The organism is Sulfuricella sp. T08 (assembly GCF_000971475.1).
Classification (GTDB): domain Bacteria; phylum Pseudomonadota; class Gammaproteobacteria; order Burkholderiales; family Sulfuricellaceae; genus Sulfuricella.
Genome location: NZ_DF967528.1, coordinates 221474 through 239615 on the forward strand (window position 1 = coordinate 221474; position 18142 = coordinate 239615).

Here is an 18142-nt window from a genome sequence, read left to right on the forward strand (position 1 = left end):
AAATAAAGCCGGTATTATACCGGCTTTATTTACAGCTACCTAACGGGCCCTACCGGCCCGATTCAGGGTTACAGCAGAGGCACAATCATCAGCGCAACAATGTTGATGATCTTGATTAACGGATTGACAGCAGGGCCGGCGGTATCCTTGTAGGGATCGCCAACGGTGTCACCAGTCACCGCCGCCTTGTGGGCTTCGGAACCTTTGCCGCCAAAATTGCCTTCCTCGATGTATTTCTTGGCGTTATCCCAAGCACCGCCACCGGTGGTCATGGAAATTGCTACGAAGATACCGGTAACGATGGTACCGACCAGCACGCCGCCAAGAGCTTGAGCACCCAGGGTCAGGCCGACGATCAGCGGAACCGCAACTGGTAGCAGAGAGGGAACGAGCATTTCCTTGATCGCGGCCTTCGTCAGCATGTCGACGCAGGTGCCGTATTCCGGTTTGCCAGTACCCTCCATGATGCCGGGGATTTCCTTGAACTGACGGCGCACTTCAACCACCACCGAACCGGCAGCACGTCCTACTGCTTCCATGCCCATGGCGGCAAACAGGTAGGGCACCATGCCGCCGATAAACAGGCCGATGATTACCATGTGATTGGACAAGTCAAAGGTCAACCCAGGGTGATTCGTGGAAAGCGCATGGGTATAGTCAGCGAACAGCACCAGCGCAGCCAGACCAGCGGAACCGATAGCGTAACCCTTGGTCACGGCCTTGGTGGTGTTGCCCACAGCGTCAAGCGGATCAGTGATATTGCGGATAGACTCCGGCAACCCGGCCATTTCAGCGATACCGCCAGCGTTGTCGGTAATCGGACCGTAGGCGTCAAGCGCCACGATAATACCGGCCATAGACAGCATCGAGGTCGCGGCAATGGCGATCCCGTAGAGTCCTGCAAAGGCATAGGCACCATAAATTGCCAGACACACAGCGAGCACTGGCGCTGCGGTCGACTTCATCGAAACGCCCAGACCGGCGATCACGTTGGTGCCGTGACCGGTGGTAGACGCCTCGGCAATGTGACGCACCGGGCTGAACTCGGTCGCAGTGTAGTATTCGGTAATCCACACCAGCGCGGCAGTCAGCAACAGACCGATGACAGCGGAACCATATAGCGCACCGACGGAATACACACCGTTATCGCCCATCATCATGGAGGTGATCGGATAAAAAGCGATCAACGCCAACACGGCAGAAACGGCCAAACCGCGATAGAGAGCGTTCATGATCTTGCCGCCTTCACGCGCCGTAACGAAGAAGGTGCCGATGATGGAGGCGATGATTGAGAAGCCGCCCATCACCAGCGGATAGATCACGGCATTCGGTGAATTAGTCATCAGCAAGCCGCCCAACAGCATCGTGGCGATGATAGTCACGGCGTAGGTCTCGAACAGGTCGGCGGCCATACCAGCGCAATCGCCAACGTTATCGCCAACGTTATCGGCGATCACCGCCGGGTTGCGCGGGTCGTCTTCGGGGATACCGGCTTCGACTTTACCCACCAGGTCGGCACCAACGTCGGCACCCTTGGTAAAGATACCGCCGCCGAGACGGGCGAAGATGGAGATCAGCGAGCCGCCGAAGGCCAGACCCACCAAAGCATGGGTTGCTTGAGCGGTGGTAGTGCCCATTATCATGGTCAGAAAGGCGTAGTAGCCGGCCACACCGAGCAGGCCTAGGCCAACCACCAGCATGCCAGTGATCGCGCCACCCTTGAAGGCCACGTTCAGGGCGGCGTTAAGGCCATCCTTGGCAGCTTCCGCGGTACGGATATTGGCGCGCACAGACACATTCATGCCGATGTAGCCGGTCAAACCGGAAAGAATCGCACCGATGGCGAAACCGACTGCAGTCGGCCAGCCCAAGGCCGCAAAAATAGCCACGAGCAGAATCGCGCCGACGATGCCGATCGTGGTGTACTGCCGGTTGAGGTAAGCTGACGCACCTTCCTGCACCGCAGCGGCGATTTCTCGCATGCGATCGTTGCCTGTCGGCAAGCCCAAAATCCACTTAATCGAAACCGCCCCATATAGAAGCGCCGCAATTGCACATAACAGTGCAAACCCCAGACCACCTGACATAATTACTCTCCCCAAGTTAAGCCGGCCGATCAGGGCCGGCCAATCGCCCTAAAGCCAAACATCCCAACACCCAAACCCAAAAAACAACCACAAAAACTGATCTACATCAAATAACATTCATCCAGGAATCAGCTTTTTGTCCGGAACAATCCCGCAAAATGCGTCGATCATCTACGCACTCGGGAAAGAACCTGCCACTGAGCCGGTAAAACGGTTTGTTCAGCAGCAAGTTCATTCTTTACCCCCAGGACTTAAAGCTTGAATTCGGCCAGCTTCTTCGGTACCGCTACATTCTTGAGCCGAACGTATTGTGGCAGACCATCCTTATACGGCGGGTAGTCCTCGCCCTTGATCAGAGGTGCCAGATATTCACGGCACTTTTCGGTAATGCCAAAGCCATCCTTGGTGATGAAGTTTTTCGGCATCATCTTTTCGACGTTGGCAACCTTGCTGAGCTGCGCCATGCCAACCTTCCACTTGTAAGGCGCATTCGACACACGGTCGATGGTAGGCATCACCGAGTTGTGGCCCTTGAGCGCAAATTCGACTGCCGCCTTACCCATCGCATAGGCCTGATCTACGTCGCTCTTCGAAGCGATGTGGCGAGCAGCACGCTGCAGGTAATCGGCCACGCCCCAGTGGTACTTGAGGCCAAGACCTTCGCGAACGATGTTAGCCACCACCGGCGCAACGCCACCCAGTTGGGCATGACCGAATGCGTCCTTGAGGCCCTGGTCGGCGAGGAACTTGCCGTCGGCACTCATTACACCTTCGGACACCACTACGGTGCAATAGCCGAATTTCTTGACCAGCTCGTCTACGCGGGCAAGGAATTTTTCTTTGTTAAATGTTACTTCCGGGAACAGAATCACGATCGGCTGCTCGGCGTCCTTTGTAGAAGCCAGTCCGCCAGCGGCAGCGATCCAGCCTGCATGACGACCCATCACTTCGAGCACGAACACCTTGGTCGATGTCTTGCACATAGAGGCCACGTCAAAGGTCGCTTCCAGAGTGGAGACAGCAATGTATTTGGCAACAGAACCAAAGCCAGGGCAGTTATCGGTGATTGGCAGGTCGTTATCCACGGTCTTTGGCACATGGATGGCCTGAATCGGATAACCCATCTTTTCCGAAAGCTGCGACACTTTCAGGCAGGTGTCGGCGGAATCGCCACCGCCATTGTAGAAAAAGTAGCCGATGTTATGCGCCTTGAACACCTCGATCAGGCGCTCATACTGGAGCTTGTTCTCTTCCAGGCTTTTCATCTTGAAGCGGCAGGAGCCGAAGGCACCGGAAGGTGTGTGGCGCAATGCAGCGATGGCCTTGGCTGTATCCTTGCTGGTGTCGATCAGGTCTTCGGTCAACGCGCCGATGATGCCGTTGCGGCCGGCGTAGACTTTGCCGATTACGTCCTTGTGCTTGCGCGCAGTCTCGATCAAACCGCAGGCGGATGCATTGATCACCGCGGTCACGCCACCGGACTGGGCATAAAAAGCGTTCTTCTTTGCCATATCTTTAGACTCCCTCAATTATTGATTCTGTTGACGCTTCGCGTCGTGGTCAGCCTGGAGCTTGAGCAGGGTCACCACGCAGTCCAGCAAGTCATCGTATTCCGCCTTGCCGGTACCGTACTGCTCGCGCGCCGAGTAAAAGAACTGGCAGCGGAATCGATTATCACCCACCTTGGATATCACGAAACCGGCGCCCTGCTCCTTCCACACCATCGCTGGGCAATGCGTCAACTCCATCACAGCAGGATCCAGACGCAATTCGACGTCTGCCAACTGCACTTCCACTGGCTTGCCGTAGCGCTCCCTGAGGGTCGCCTCGACCATCCACAGCTCGGAATCGGTGATGTTGGGGACGCCGCTCATGCTCTATCGATTAACCCAATGCGGAAAAAATGGAGTCGCGGATCTGGTCAACTTTACCCATACCAGAAACCTTGACGTATTTAGGTGCGCCAGCAGCACCCGCAGCGGCCCAATCAGAGTAGTACTTCACCAGTGGCTCGGTCTGCGCATGGTAGATATCCAGACGCTTCTTCACGGTTTCTTCCTTGTCGTCGTCGCGCTGAACCAGATCTTCGCCGGTAACGTCATCCTTGCCTGCCACCTTGGGCGGATTGAAGATGACGTGGTAAGTACGACCGGAAGCCAGGTGAGCACGGCGACCGGACATACGCTTGATGATTTCTTCGTCAGGAACATCGATCTCGACTACATAGTCGATCGGCACACCGGCGGCCTTCATTGCGTCGGCCTGAGGAATGGTGCGCGGGAAGCCATCGAACAGAAAACCTTTGGCGCAATCCGCTTCCAGGATGCGGTCTTTGACCAGACCGATGATGATTTCGTCCGACACCAGACCGCCCGCATCCATGATCTTCTTAGCAGCAACACCCAGCTCGGAGCCGGCCTTGACTGCAGCGCGCAGCATGTCGCCAGTAGAAATTTGCGGAATACCGAATTTTTCCTTGATGTAAGTAGCCTGAGTGCCTTTGCCGGCGCCAGGGCCGCCCAATAGAATTAAACGCATAAAACCTCCAATTGTCGTGTGTTTGTGGTTGCCCGGACGCATGCCCGGCCAAATAACTTTTTACCCAGCTTGTCGTCAAGGATATTCAAAAACTCTAACATATGCACATTCAAATTTTGTATCCACCCATAAATCTAGTTAAGAAGCCTCCTCACTCTTTGCAGATCCTCCTCGGTATCAACGCCCGCAACGGGCGCCTGCTCAACTACGGCTACGCCTATGCGGAAGCCATGCCACAACGCACGCAACTGCTCCAGCGCCTCGAACTGCTCGATTGCGGCAGGTTGCAGCTGCTTGTAAATTTTCAGGAACGAAGTGCGATAGGCATAGATACCGATATGGCGATAGGCCGGCAATCCCGCCGGAAAATTTTCCGGCGCAACGGCGAACGCATCGCGCGCCCAGGGAATCGGGGCGCGACTAAAATACAACGCATGGCCATCACAGTCAGTCACCACCTTGACGATATTCGGATTGAACAGGTCGGCACAATCATGAATGGCGTGGCTGGCGGTCGAAATTGCCGCCTCGGGATGGTCATAAAGATGTTGCGCCACCTCACGGATAAGCGATGGTTCGATCAGCGGCTCATCGCCCTGTACGTTGACCACGATCTCGTCGTCACCCCAACCGCGTTGACTTGCCACCTCGGCAATGCGATCAGTACCGGAAGGATGATCGGGTGAAGTCATACAAACTTGGTGACCACCGGCGCGCACGACGTCGGCGATGCCCTGGTGGTCAGTCGCCACCCAGACTTCATCAGCACCGCTCTCCAGAGCGCGTTCGACCACATGCAGCACCATCGGCCGACCTCCGATGTCGAGCAACGGCTTGCCGGGCAGGCGGGTGGAAGCGAAGCGGGCGGGGATGACGACTTTGAAGTTCATGAGAAATTATTTACCGCAAAGGATCAAACCTCTTCCTCGGCCGGCAACTTGCGCGCCTCATCCTCAAGCATAACCGGAATGTCATCACGAACAGGGTAAGCCAGTCGACAAGGCTTGCATACCAGCTCCTGCTCGGGTTTTTTGTAGACCAACGGCCCCTTGCACAACGGGCATACCAGAATTTCAAGCAGTTTGGCGTCCATCAATATCCCTCAATTTTTGTAGCACTGTTTGTCCGAAAGCCAGTGGCAAAATAGCCTCCACCTCCAGAGCCCAATAGCGTTCGTCGGCGAAACCGTCGCATTTGACCGCATCCTTCTCGGTCATCAGCAAGGCATCGGCATTATCGTAATCCAGATCCTGCGGCCGAAAGACGCAATGATCAGGGAAAGCGTGCGACTCAAACGCCAACCCAAGCCCACGCAAATGAGCAAAAAACCGTTGCGGGTTACCGATGCCAGCCACGGCATGAAGCTTCTTGCCACTAAAATCGGCCGCAGCAGCATGCAATTCCTGGTTGCGCAAATTATAGAACACTCCGCCTTGGAGGCTCATTTCAAACTCGTTGCGCAGCAGCATGGACGCCTCCGGGCTGCCACCGTTCACCACCACCGCATCCACCGACTCGAGTCGAGAAACACCTTCACGTAGTGGCCCTGCGGGCAACAGCAAGCCATTTCCGAATTTGCGATCCCCGTCCACCACCACTATTTCTATATCGCGGTCGAGGCGGTAATGCTGCAGACCATCGTCGCTCACCAGCACATCACACTCCGGATGCGCTCGCAGCAAAGCATTTCCTGCTGCCGCCCGGTCGCGGCCAACCCAGACCGGGCAACTGCTTTTTTTTGCCAGCAACAGAGGTTCATCGCCCACGACCGCCGGATCACTGCGGACATCAACCCCCACTACGCCACCTGTGCCGCCACCGTAGCCGCGACTGACAACCCCGGGATGGTAGCCGTGTTGCCGCAAAAAATCAGCCAGCCATAGTACCAGCGGAGTTTTTCCGGTACCGCCGACGCTGATGTTGCCAACCACGATCACCGGCACCGGCAATCGAATAGCGCGCAGCAGTCCAACGCGGTAAAACACTCGATGCAACGCTGCAACCAACCCGAACAAGACACTCAGGGGAAGCAACACAACATGCCACGGCGTTAGACGGAGCCATTGTCGTTGGAGCCAGAGCATACTATTCGGAATTGAGCGCCAGCCCCAATCCCGCCTACTTATCCGGCTTTGCCTGAGTGGCAAAAGTGATGTGGGTATAGCCTGACAGGCGTGCGGCCTCCATGACGTTCACCACCGCCTGATGGGTCGCCTTGGCGTCCGCATTGATGATAATCACCGGATCCGGCTTGTCACCCGCGGCACGGCGTAGCGTCAGGCTGAGTGCTGCAGTATCGGTATCGGCCACAGCCGAACCGTTGACCAGGTAACGTCCGTTGGCGTCTACAGCCACGTTGATGGCAGCAGGCTTGTCCGCCGGCTTTTCCGCCTCGGCGGTGGGCAGGTTGATCTGCAATTCGGCAATCTGTGAAAAAGTGGTGGTGACCATCAGAAAGATCAGGATCACCAGCAGCACGTCAATCATCGGGATCAGATTGATCTCGGGTTCTTCCTTGGCCCTGCCTCGCTGAAAGTCCATACCGATTTCTACTTGCGCTCGCCGTGGACGATCTGCACCAGCTTGATCGCCTGCTGTTCCATTTCCAGCACCAAGGTTTCAGCCCGCGCGCGGAAATAGCGGTAGAAAATCATGCTGGGAATCGCCACGATCAGGCCCATGGCGGTGTTGTACAGCGCCACCGAAATGCCGTGCGCGAGCTCGGCGGGGCTACCTCCACTCGGCCTGAGTGCGCCGAAAATCTCCACCATCCCGATCACCGTCCCGAACAGCCCGAGCAGCGGACTCACCGAGGCGATAGTGCCGAGCGTATTGAGCGAAACCAGGAAAGACAGGCCGTATTTCAAGCGGGGCTGTTCGATTTCATGGGCGATGCGCCGACCGGTTTCCTCAATCTCTTCCTGCATTACTTCGCGCGAGCTCTTGGTATTCCTCAACCCGGCCGCGAAAATCTGACCAAGGTAGGAGTGCTTTTCCAACTGCGCCACCTTTTCAGCGTTCACCGCACCCTGCTTGACCCATTGTTGTACCTGGGAGAGCAAATCCTTGGGGGCGATCAGGTTGAATGTCCACAAATGCCAGCCGATGATCGTCAAGGAAATAACCGATGCAATGATCAGAGGCCAGATCGGCCAGCCTGCTGCTTGAATAATGGATAACACTCGCCCTTCTCCCTTATAATTCTGGTATTTCTAAAAACGCCCGTAACTTTAGCCTGCCACAGGGTTTTCGGCAAGCCCAGTCAAGTAGAGCATCAAGAAAGCGCATTAACTTATTGTCGTAAAAAACCTTTACTGACTATCCACAAAGACTGTGGATAACTATGTGGGCAAGTTGTACGTATTTATCCTAACCTGTCCATGGGAAAAGAGAATTTTACGCAGGTTAAAATTTAACCGTCTATTTTATTGTTTACAATCAAGTGTATATAAAATTCGCAATCAGCTCAGGATGATAGCAATTTGTTACACTTGGTTACGCCAAGCTTGTGGATTAATGTAGAATGGAAAAATGCATTTCGCCCCAGCACTTACAGATGGATCTCCGGTCGTTAGCGTCAGCGAACTGAACCGCCGAGCAAAACAGTTGCTGGAGAGAAATTTCCCGCTGATGTGGGTTTCCGGGGAAGTTTCCAATTTCATCGCTGCCGCGTCCGGCCACTGGTATTTTTCCCTCAAGGACGGCAACGCCCAGGTGCGCTGCGCGATGTTCCGCCACAAAAGCCAGTACCTCGACTGGCAGCCGCGCAACGGCGACCAGATCGAAGTGCGCGCCCTGGTCACCCTGTACGAACCGCGTGGCGAATATCAGCTTAACGTCGAAAATATCCGGCGTGCCGGATTGGGCGCGCTGTACGAAGCTTTCGGAAAGCTCAAGGCACGCCTGGAACAGGAAGGGCTGTTCGACGAAGCGTGCAAGAAACCCCTGCCCGCCTTCCCCAGGCAAATCGGCATCGTCACCTCCCCTGCCGCCGCCGCACTGCGCGACGTGCTCACCACTCTGCGGCGACGCATGCCCTCGATTCCGGTCATCCTCTACCCCACCCCGGTGCAGGGCGAAGGTTCAGCGGCAAAAATCGCCGAAGCGATCCGCACTGCCGCCAGCCGGGCCGAATGCGACGTACTGATCGTCTGCCGCGGCGGCGGCAACATCGAAGACCTGTGGGCCTTCAACGAAGAAGTCGTAGCGCGGGCGATCCATGCCTGTCCCATCCCGGTGGTCAGCGGCGTCGGCCACGAAACCGACTTTACCATCAGCGATTTCGTCGCCGACCGGCGCGCTCCCACGCCGACTTCAGCGGCGGAACAGGCCAGCCCCTACCGCGCTGATCTGCAGCACCGTATCGAGGCCATGCACGGCCGCCTGAACCATCATCTGCGGCAGAAACTGGAACAGCGCATGCAGCAGGTGGATTACCTGTCGCGGCGACTGGTCCATCCCGGCGAAAGGCTGAACGCACGCCTGACGCATCTGACCCACCTGAACCAGCGCCTTAACAACAACGCCGGCCATGCTCTCGCCGAATGCGAATGGCATTTGCAAAAACTGGCTCACCGTCTGACAGCAGCCAAGCCCGACATCACCGCGCACGAAGCACGACAGCGCGATCTGGCGCGACGGCTGCAGCTTTCCCTGTCTCACCGGATGCAGGAATACCAAACCGGGCTGCAACGACTACAGGCCAATCTCGTCCACCTCAACCCGCAGTCGGTGCTTGAGCGCGGCTTCAGCATGGTGCGCTCGGCCGATGGCAAAATCGTCTACGACAGCAAGGAAATCGCATTGGATGAAGCGCTTTCCATCACCTTCGCACGCGGCAGCGCCGAAGTCAGGGTAACGCGCAAAGAGGACGGACGGTGAACCTGAAGTTCTGGAAAAAGAAAAAAGTGCCCGAGGAAAGCGACAATAGCGCAGCAGATGAAACCCTCGTCGCCACCGAAACCGACCCGGCCCCGGCAAAACCAGGCTTTTGGGCACGACTGAAAAGCACCCTGTCGCCCTCGCGCAAGAAAAGCGAGCCGGATGTGGAAGATGAGGCCAAGCCCTCAGCGAAACGCAAGAACGATAAGCGTCAGGATGAAGAATCTGAAACGCCGCCTCCCAAGTCGGGTTTCCTGGCTCGACTTAAAAAACTCCTATTACCTTCACGCAAAAAGTACAAAACCGAGGACAAAGAAAATCCCGAAGGCCCCAGATCCTCTGCTAAACAGTCAGACAGGAATCATCCGGATGAAGAACCGGACCCTACGGGCATCCCCGAAAAAAAATCCAGGAAACGGCTAGTGATTGTACTGGCACTCCTGATCCCACTGGCTGCCGGCGGAGGTTTCTTTGCTGCAACTAAATTTTTGCCACCACCACACCAGGAAGCACCTCCGGCTAAAGACGCGGCTTCGCAGGAAGTAAAAATTGACGGTCAACCCACACCGAAGCCTACTGAAGCAGCAGAACAAGCGCCGCAACCAAAACCCGAGCAGCCTCCGACCGAATCCGCGCCGCAACAGGCAGACAATGCCACGACACCCGCTGCTGCGGCTCCTGAAGCGCCAGCGGAAGCGCCCGTTGCCGAGGCACCCGCACCGGTCGATGAGGATGTACAGACGCAAATCGAAGCGATGAAAAAGCACAATCAGGAAATGCAGGCTCAAATCGAGGCACTAAAAAAACAGCACTCTGCCGCAAGACCGGCAAGATCCGCCGCCACGCCCCGGGAGGGCGTGCTGATCATCAACGGCAAAAATGCCAAGGAAAGCGCCCAGGGACTGAAAAAAGTCATCGAGGGCATGAATGCCGCTTCAGGTGCAATAGATACCGACGGAAAGAAATAGGGGCAATCTTAACTCCCCTGATACCGTATGGACACCGACCCTATTTTTGGGCATCCCTGAACAAGCCATCATCCAAGGTATTGTTTTCAACAAAATTGACGCCTCAAGCTTTTTTCCTTGAAAATCGCAATGTGGTGACGAAATTACCCAGCTGGCATTTTATGCAACATTTTGTTTAGAATTCATATTCCGCTTGCATTCTGAAGGTGTTGTTCGGCGTCGCGTCAGTCGTGCCGATCAACCATGCAGCGTTATACTTGAGTGCCTGGTGTCCACTGAGGGCGATCTTGCCGAAGATGGCCGGGCCAATTTTATGCTGCTGCGCGTTATGCGGTGCCCAGTGGTTCCATTCACCCGTTTCGCCAAAACCTTGCAGGCCAAACTCAAATTCCTTTTCCCAGCGATATTTTGCTTGCCACTGGTACTGGAACACGGTTTTACGAGGCTCGTCATCCGGTTCGACGACACCACCGAATGCGCGTTCGAACAACAGATTGCCGTTCAACTGCAATTTTCCAAACTCGGTCTGGAACAAGGGGCCAAACTTGATCTCATTGGCTGACCCTCCTTTATTGATTGGGAACTCCAGTTCAGTAATCAAGCCGATTTCCAGCGGATATTTTCCGGTCTCCGTCAGTTGGAACTTGTTTTCCCACTCCAGGATATTCAGTCTGGCGGTTTCGCCTTCTTTCTCGCTTTTCAGGTAAAGCTCCGTGAACCAGTTCTCGGTGGCGCCATAACCTAAACCTAAACTGGTCACCTGATTTGTAACACCGGAAGGATGCCTGGTTGATCCAAATTTGAAATCCAACTCCTTTTCACCATGCTCCACGGTGGGCAGGTAAACATAATCGGCGGGACCCGCGATGGCCGTGCCACATAACAAGGTGCCGATAGAGAGCGCGAGTAAACTTTTCTTCACGAAACTTTTCCTTTTTGAGCGATTGGCGAAAGTGAACGACTGGCCAGCTTCATGCCCATTGCAATAGCAGCCAGGGTAATAATGTAGAAAACCAGCTGCATGCCTGAGGGTCTTGGATCGTATCCAACCAGGCTGTGGAGCAGCATGCCGGGTATGGAACTCATTGGCAGCAGAGCAGATGTATCCCAAAGAGGTGCAGTCAGACTGGTCAGCAGATCGGCCTGGATCAGGAAGTGAGCCGCTTGCGAGGCCATGCCGGCGGCCAGCAGCAATACCAGCATTCCGGTTGCGGCAAAAAACCAGCGCAACGGCACGCGGAGCAGACCGGCATAGACTGCGTAGCCGATGCTGGTGCCAGCCAGGACGCCCATAAGACCACCCAGCACGATCGAGGATGCGCCTGAACCTTCCGCTGCCGAGATGCCATAAAGAAAGAGAACCGTTTCAGAGCCTTCGCGCAGCACCGCCAAGCCAACCACGACGAGCAGAATCGAACGTTCCTGCTGGCCGTCGCGAATGGCTTGGCCGACCTTGGTTGCCTCAGCGGCCATCGCCTTGCCATGAGATGACATCCAAATGTTGTGCCAAGCCAGCATGAGCACTGCGACGCCCAGCACCATCGCATTGAAAAGTTCCTGGCCAATGCCATCGGCCATGGCGGCAATGGCATCAGTGGAAGCCGCAACCAGGGCGGACCCCGCTAGACCAACGAGCAACCCGGCAAGCAGCCAGCGAGTCCGACCCGCCACCGAGCGTGTCGCCGCTGCAATGATGCCGATGAGAAGCGCGGCCTCCAGCACTTCACGAAAAACGATAACAGCAGTTGCAAACATTACAGTTCTCCTAGCTCGCTACTGGGCGACGATGACGCCCTGAGCTGTCTTTTCATTGAATTCGCCAAAAAACCGATAGCGCCCGGGTGCAAGTGGCCCCACAAAAATTGATGCAGTCGAATTGCCGGCGATGACTTTTTCCCGATTAAGGTCATGACTCTCGAACTCCTCGGCAGTGGGATCTTGATTCTCGACCGATAGCTTGATTTTTTTTCCAGCCGGAACGGTCAACTCCGATTGCTGAAAACGATGATCCTTGATGACCAGCGAGTAAACGTTATCTCCGGCCACTGCGGCAGTGGAAAAAATTGCCGCCGTTGCGCACAGGGCAATGAGGAATGATTTTCTGGTTGAGGTAAATGCAAATTCAACGGGGTTCATAACGGCTCCTGAAAGGGGTGTTTAGCCCTTGTCAATTGATAATGATTCCCATTATATGTGATAACAATTATCAATTGCAATAGTATTTTGAACGATATTGTTCGGAATAAGAATTTCAGTGAATGGCATGAACTTGCGGTTTGGTTCCGAAGCGCGGCACGGTATTAAGATGATGCAGATCCGATACCCGGAGCGTTTGCACATACGACAAATGCACCATCATCGGCACTCCGAGTGCCGCAAATATCCTTATTTCCGCTCACCAGAGAGGCCAGTCCTGAAGAGACACCTAATGAACTGGGTGACCTGAACTCACCATTAAGGCTTCTGCGCCTTCTAATGTTGGAGGATGGTGTGTTTTAAATAATCCACGTCAGACGTTGATCGCCATGCAAGAGGCTTCCCACAATTTCTACACGATGGGGTGTGTGTCGGTAACCGGCACTCACTTGCCGGCTCTGAATGGCCGCTCCCCGTCTGCCAGCTCAACTGGTCGATGCAACACACGCGTTAAATCTTTCTGCCGGTGTTTCGAAGTTTAACGTCTTTCGTGGCCGTTCATTGAGTCGCCTTGCCACTTTGTCCAATTCTGCCTGTGAGTAAACCGACAGGTCCATTCCTTTCGGATAATACTGGCGAAGCAGGCGATTGGTGTTTTCATTAGAGCCACGTTGCCAGGGACTTCTTGGATCACAGAAATAGACATTGATATCGGTTGCCATGGTAAATCGCTGATGGTCCTTCATCTCCGTGCCTCGATCCCAGGTCAACGATTTATACAGCTCGCTGGGTAGCTTCCTGGCCTGCTTGATGAGGGCAGTGACAACGCTCTCGGTTCTCTTGTCATCTACTTTGATCAACATGACGTAGCGCGTATGACGCTCCACCAGTGTTGCGATATAGCTGTTATTCGAACCGGCAATCAGGTCGCCTTCCCAATGACCTGGGACAGCTCTGTCCTCGACCGATGCAGGACGTTCGCTGATGGATATGGCATGGGGTATCTTTCCACGCCCATCTTCAAGCTGGCCGGAATGAATGGATCTTCGCATCGTTCGTTCTGACCGAAGATATTGCAGCAGTTCCTTCTTCAGTACGCCGCGCGCCTGTATGAACAAACTGCGATAGATTGTCTCGTGTGACACTTGCTTACTCTCATCTCCCGGATGCATTCTCTTTAGCCAACCGGCTATCTGCTCCGGTGACCAGTTTAACCTGAGCTTTATCTCCACCGCACGCCTTAACCACGGACTGACGGCAAGCTTACAGCGTTTAGGTCGGCAGGCTCTATTCCATGCGGCTTGATCAGCTTGTGCGGCTCTATAGTTACCATCGCCACCATTGCGCTTGATCTCACGGCTGATAGTCGAGGGCGAACGTCCCAGTCGAGCCGCTATCGAGCGGAAGGATTCATGACTGGCAACCCCTCTGGAAATCTCCTCTCGTTCTGAAAGTGACAGCGCAATACTTGAACGTATTCGCTTTGGAGGACGTATTCCCCCAGCCTCAGATAAAATACGCGCAATGGAGGAGTGGCCTCTGTCAAACAGTCGGGCGATTGCATGTGTCACGGATCGCCCCATAGGAGCCAAACCATGATCGGCTATTGGCGCCACCAGATGATCGCCGTAATGGCGCCATCACAGGATCGGCATAATGGCGCCAGTCCATGATCGGCGCAATGGCGCCACCCGCCCAGAATCGAGGTCTCGAACTTTCCTGAAACCGGCCACCCTCCCGGCATTTTGCCGGGAGAAGCCATGAGTAATCGGAGGTTCGAAATGTATCAATATCGCCAAGCCCTGGTGCGCATGCGCCAGGGCGATTCTGACCGGGTAATTGCCCAGTCTGGCCTGATGGGGCGCAAGAAGCTCGCCAGCATCCGGAAACAGGCCATCAGCCATGACTGGCTTTCCCCAAGCCATCCCTTACCCGACGACAGCGCACTTGCCGATATCTTCCAGTCACCTTCGAGCGTACCGGTATCCAGCGCTTCATCGCTGGCGCCATTTCGTGAGCAAGTGACCGCCTGGCACGACGCCGGCGTTCAGGGCACGACCATCCACAGCGCGTTGGCGCGCGAGCACGGCTTTACCGGCAGCTATTCGGCGGTACGGCGACTCCTGCAACAACTCAATGCCGCCAAGCCGCCCGAAGTGTCGATGCGCCTCACCTTTCAACCCGGCGAAGCTGTCCAGGTCGATTTCGGCTCAAGCCCCGTCCTCACAGATGTCCACACCGGCGAGATATTCAAGACCTGGTTCTTCGTCATGACCCTGTGCTGGTCCCGCCACCAATACGTCGAAATGATTCCGGATCAGACCGTCGCCACCTGGCTGGGCTGCCATCGTCGCGCCTTCGAATGGTTCGGCGGCGTGCCGGGACGGGTCATCATCGACAACGCCAAGTGCGCCATTACCAAGGCGAGCATTCACGATCCAGAGGTACAGCGCTCCTATGCCGAGTTTGCCGAAGGCTATGGCTTTCGGATCGACCCCTGCCCGCCGCGCGACCCGCAGAAGAAAGGCATCGTCGAAGCCGGCGTGAAGTATGTGAAGCGTTCCTTCCTGCCGCTACGCACCTTCCGCAGTCTCGCCGACGCCAACCGCCAGGCACAGGAGTGGGTGATGAAGGAAGCCGGCAACCGCTGTCACGGCACCACCCGCGAGCAGCCGCTGGCTCGCTTCGCCGACGTGGAGCGGGCGCTACTTGGCAAGCTGCCCGACGTGCCGCCGGTGCTGGCTGTCTGGGCCAAGGTGAAGGTGCATCGCGACGCCCATGTGCAATACATTCACTGCCTGTATTCGGTGCCGTTCAGGCTGGTCAGCCTGTCTCTTTGGCTGAAGGCCACCGAGTCGACGCTCCAGCTCTACCGGGAGCATGAACTGGTCGCCAGCCATGTGCGGCAGACCAAACCGGGAAGCCGTTCCACGGTGGCTGACCACATGCCGCCCGAGGCGCAAGCCTGGCAGACGCAGGATACGCAGTGGTGCCTCCAGGAAGCGGAGCGCATCGGGCCGAGCTGTCATGCCTTGATTCATGCCCTGTTCAGCGACAAGGTGCTGGAGAACCTGCGGGCAGTGCAATCGGTGCTGCGACTGGCGAAGAAGTTTGGGACGGCACGGCTGAACGCCGCCTGTGCGCGTGCGATGGCCTTCGATCAGCCACGGCTGCGGACGGTCAAGGCGATCCTTGCCAAGGGGCTGGACCAGCAGGCTGAGCTACAGACGTTCGATGCGCTGGCAGCGACTTATACCCAGGGCGGCCGCTTCTGCCGCGACACTTCATCCTTGTTGAATTGAGGTACACCATGAATCCCATTCCTGAACTCTCTCCGCTGCTCAAGCAACTGCGCTTGTCCGGCATTCTCGATTCATTGGAGGCGCGTAACCGTCAGGCGGTAGACAGCCATCTGGCCTACACGGAATTCCTGGCGCTGTTGATCCAGGATGAGGTGGCACGCCGGGAGCAGACCAAGCTGCAATCCCGGCTGCGCCGCGCCAGCTTTCGTTCGCAGAAGACGCTGGAGGGTTTTGACTTCGACCGCTTGCCCCAGCTCAACCGGAGTCTGGTGCATGATCTGGCGACGGGGCGATACATCGAGGAGAAGGTGGCAGTGCTGATCGCCGGCCCCTGCGGCACCGGCAAGAGCCATTTGGCACAGGCCCTGGGCCATGGCGCAGTGCGCCAGGGTTATGACGTGCTGTTCTCCACGCAAACCCAGTTACTCGGCAGCCTGCACGGCGCACGAGCTACCGGTAGCTATGAGCGGCGCTTCCAGCAGTTGGCGCGGGTGGATCTGTTGATTATTGACGACTTCGGCCTCAAGCCGCTGCGGCCGCCCCAAGACGAGGATTTCCACGATCTGATTGCGGAGCGCTATGAGAGGACGGCAACGATCCTGACCAGCAACCTGGATTTCGGGGAGTGGGGCGATGCCTTCCCCGCCAACAAGATGCTCGGTGCGGCTACGCTGGACAGGCTCCGTCACGCGGCCTATCGGGTTGTTCTGGACGGGGATAGTTTCCGCGCTCCAAGGCCTATGCCGGACACCCCAAAACCATCACTTGCGAAAGGAGGGAAAACCACTCATTCTTAACCCCGTTCGAGACCCCGATTCGGGTGCTTCCAGGTGGCGCCATTAGGCCGATCTTGGGTGGCGCCATTGGGGTGATCCGTGACAGCATGTAAGGAATCTCCTTTTTGCCACCGCTCCCACATCACTGCCCTTTGTTCTTCAGTGTAATAGATCCGGGTTCTGTATTTCATTATCAACACCTCATCCTTTCTTATAAGAATAAAGTGTTGCATCGACCAGTTGAGAGCGCCGACCTTGAGCAGGCATTCCCCCATGAATGCACGATCGACCGGAACTGGCACTGTGGGGACCTTAGGGTCGGCGGCCGAATCGCATTCATAACTAATGGTTGGTGTTGATCAGAACAGCTAGCGTATTTGAGTTCGGAATTGCTGTCGGTTTTGATAGGAATACGCAGATGGACTCCTTATGTCAAACTTCTACTACCCTTGGCATAATAGGTGGAAACCCCATGTTTTTTTAAGCAAAATACGTATATCAGAAATATTATTATATGATTTTTGTAGTCTACAATTTAAATATCCTAGGAAACGTAACTGGATCCCCTTAACATTTGAAAGGAGGAGAAAATGAGCTACGCCTTATCAGATTTTATGGTGCATGTAGATGAAAGTTTGGACGTAGATGAACGCATGAAACTGGAGGACATTGTACGGGGCGATGGTTGCGTTATCAGTGCCGCCTTTCCGCAACGTACTCCCCACCTGATGATGGTGGTCTACGATAGCGAATGCACACACGCCAAAGATATTCTCGATCATGTCCGAGATACCGGATTTCAAGCAACATGGTTGTAGACATCATCTGTCTGGGGCGCACTTCGCCTTGATGCTTACCTGCCTGCACCACTAGGAAAAGTGGATGGCTGTTAACTAAACCCCCTGCTTTAGCGGGGGTTTTAGTTGCGGACTACTTTGCAGAAAGGTGGAATCAGTAACCCAACTTTCCAGCGACACCTCGATCCCGGTCGCATATTCCACCCCAAGCTGAGTACCGATACCACGAGAATTTGTAAAGTGCGACAGGCCGCTCTGACTGACATCTCTGAAACCAAGGCCAATGGCCATTTTATAGTAAGGTGAAATAGCACTATCGACCCTGAGTTGACGTTCGTGAACGACAGCAATCGGGAAGCACAATCCATGCAGCTCACAGACCGGAACGTGCCCACAGCGGCCTGATGACATTTGTAATAGCTATGGCGGCTTTATGATTAACAAGCTGCCTGTCGATCCTGAAGACTGGCGGTCTTATCCTTAGGCAGACGAAGTGCAGATGCCCCAAGTTTAGAACGTCCGAAATATAAAACATCGGACTCTCACTTATTTATTTCATGAATCGTTAGGGAAGCCCTGAACAAGTCATCATTCAGGACCTCGAATTAAACATATTGCGGCATCAGGCTTTTTTCCACCGGAATTAGCCTGAAACAG

17 protein-coding genes and 1 pseudogene are annotated in these 18142 nt (G+C 55.4%); 5 read left to right on the top strand and 13 right to left on the bottom strand.

Annotated elements, in window-relative coordinates:
• Positions 1-68: 68 nt before the first annotated feature.
• The 9 genes from SCT_RS05355 to SCT_RS05395 all read right to left on the bottom strand — a co-directional run bounded on the left by SCT_RS05355 (position 69) and on the right by SCT_RS05395 (position 7807).
• Positions 69-2087, bottom strand: a complete 2019-nt coding sequence (locus SCT_RS05355) for a sodium-translocating pyrophosphatase (RefSeq protein WP_059420019.1) — start codon at positions 2085-2087, stop codon at positions 69-71.
• A gap of 251 nt (positions 2088-2338) precedes the next feature.
• A complete protein-coding gene (locus SCT_RS05360) occupies positions 2339-3598 on the bottom strand; it encodes a 6-phosphofructokinase (RefSeq protein WP_059420023.1) in 1260 nt (419 codons plus the stop codon).
• Positions 3599-3616: 18 nt separating this feature from the next.
• Complete coding sequence (locus SCT_RS05365; protein WP_059420025.1) at positions 3617-3961, bottom strand: hypothetical protein; 345 nt, start codon at positions 3959-3961, stop codon at positions 3617-3619.
• Between the two features lie 10 nt (positions 3962-3971).
• Entirely contained in the window at positions 3972-4625 is a 654-nt protein-coding gene (gene adk, locus SCT_RS05370; protein ID WP_059420030.1) for an adenylate kinase, read from the bottom strand.
• Positions 4626-4759: 134 nt separating this feature from the next.
• Positions 4760-5515 (bottom strand): 3-deoxy-manno-octulosonate cytidylyltransferase, encoded by a 756-nt coding sequence (gene kdsB / locus SCT_RS05375; protein WP_059420033.1) that lies wholly within the window; start codon positions 5513-5515, stop codon positions 4760-4762.
• 23 nt (positions 5516-5538) lie between these two features.
• Positions 5539-5718 (bottom strand): Trm112 family protein, encoded by a 180-nt coding sequence (locus SCT_RS05380; protein ID WP_059420035.1) that lies wholly within the window; start codon positions 5716-5718, stop codon positions 5539-5541.
• Entirely contained in the window at positions 5699-6709 is a 1011-nt protein-coding gene (gene lpxK, locus SCT_RS05385; protein WP_059420036.1) for a tetraacyldisaccharide 4'-kinase, read from the bottom strand. The genes SCT_RS05380 and lpxK overlap by 20 nt, the downstream gene beginning before the upstream one ends.
• 34 nt (positions 6710-6743) lie before the next feature.
• Positions 6744-7166, bottom strand: coding sequence for a biopolymer transporter ExbD (locus SCT_RS05390; RefSeq protein WP_059420041.1), 423 nt, complete (start codon positions 7164-7166; stop codon positions 6744-6746).
• 8 nt (positions 7167-7174) lie between these two features.
• Positions 7175-7807 carry a MotA/TolQ/ExbB proton channel family protein gene (locus tag SCT_RS05395; RefSeq protein ID WP_059420043.1) on the bottom strand — a complete coding sequence of 211 codons (633 nt, stop codon included), beginning with the start codon at positions 7805-7807 and terminating at the stop codon, positions 7175-7177.
• Between the two features lie 349 nt (positions 7808-8156).
• Here SCT_RS05395 and xseA point away from each other — a divergent pair, with 349 nt between their 5' ends.
• Positions 8157-9506, top strand: coding sequence for an exodeoxyribonuclease VII large subunit (gene xseA / locus SCT_RS05400; protein WP_059420045.1), 1350 nt, complete (start codon positions 8157-8159; stop codon positions 9504-9506).
• Positions 9503-10474: a hypothetical protein gene (locus SCT_RS05405; RefSeq protein ID WP_059420049.1), complete on the top strand. Its 972-nt coding sequence runs from the start codon at positions 9503-9505 to the stop codon at positions 10472-10474. Before xseA ends, SCT_RS05405 begins: the two co-directional genes overlap by 4 nt.
• Positions 10475-10649: 175 nt before the next feature.
• On the opposite strand, the gene SCT_RS05410 is transcribed toward SCT_RS05405, so the two are convergent.
• From SCT_RS05410 to SCT_RS05425, 4 genes and pseudogenes are all read right to left on the bottom strand, one after another.
• On the bottom strand, positions 10650-11396 hold the full coding sequence (locus SCT_RS05410; protein ID WP_059420051.1) for a hypothetical protein: 747 nt from the start codon (positions 11394-11396) through the stop codon (positions 10650-10652).
• Positions 11393-12229 carry an FTR1 family protein gene (locus SCT_RS05415; protein ID WP_059420054.1) on the bottom strand — a complete coding sequence of 279 codons (837 nt, stop codon included), beginning with the start codon at positions 12227-12229 and terminating at the stop codon, positions 11393-11395. Before SCT_RS05415 ends, SCT_RS05410 begins: the two co-directional genes overlap by 4 nt.
• A gap of 18 nt (positions 12230-12247) precedes the next feature.
• Positions 12248-12610 carry a cupredoxin domain-containing protein gene (locus tag SCT_RS05420; RefSeq protein WP_059420056.1) on the bottom strand — a complete coding sequence of 121 codons (363 nt, stop codon included), beginning with the start codon at positions 12608-12610 and terminating at the stop codon, positions 12248-12250.
• A gap of 485 nt (positions 12611-13095) precedes the next feature.
• Positions 13096-14169: pseudogene (locus tag SCT_RS05425) on the bottom strand (IS30 family transposase); the annotation flags it as partial.
• A 222-nt stretch (positions 14170-14391) separates the two neighbouring features.
• On the opposite strand from SCT_RS05425, the gene istA reads away from it, so the two are divergent.
• The 3 genes from istA (at position 14392) to SCT_RS17040 (ending at position 17506) form a co-directional block, all read left to right on the top strand.
• Positions 14392-15912 carry an IS21 family transposase gene (gene istA / locus SCT_RS05430; protein ID WP_082098193.1) on the top strand — a complete coding sequence of 507 codons (1521 nt, stop codon included), beginning with the start codon at positions 14392-14394 and terminating at the stop codon, positions 15910-15912.
• 8 nt (positions 15913-15920) lie between these two features.
• Positions 15921-16709 carry an IS21-like element helper ATPase IstB gene (gene istB / locus SCT_RS05435; RefSeq protein WP_059420068.1) on the top strand — a complete coding sequence of 263 codons (789 nt, stop codon included), beginning with the start codon at positions 15921-15923 and terminating at the stop codon, positions 16707-16709.
• A gap of 569 nt (positions 16710-17278) precedes the next feature.
• Positions 17279-17506 (top strand): hypothetical protein, encoded by a 228-nt coding sequence (locus tag SCT_RS17040; RefSeq protein ID WP_144408228.1) that lies wholly within the window; start codon positions 17279-17281, stop codon positions 17504-17506.
• The last annotated feature ends 636 nt before the right edge of the window (positions 17507-18142 follow it).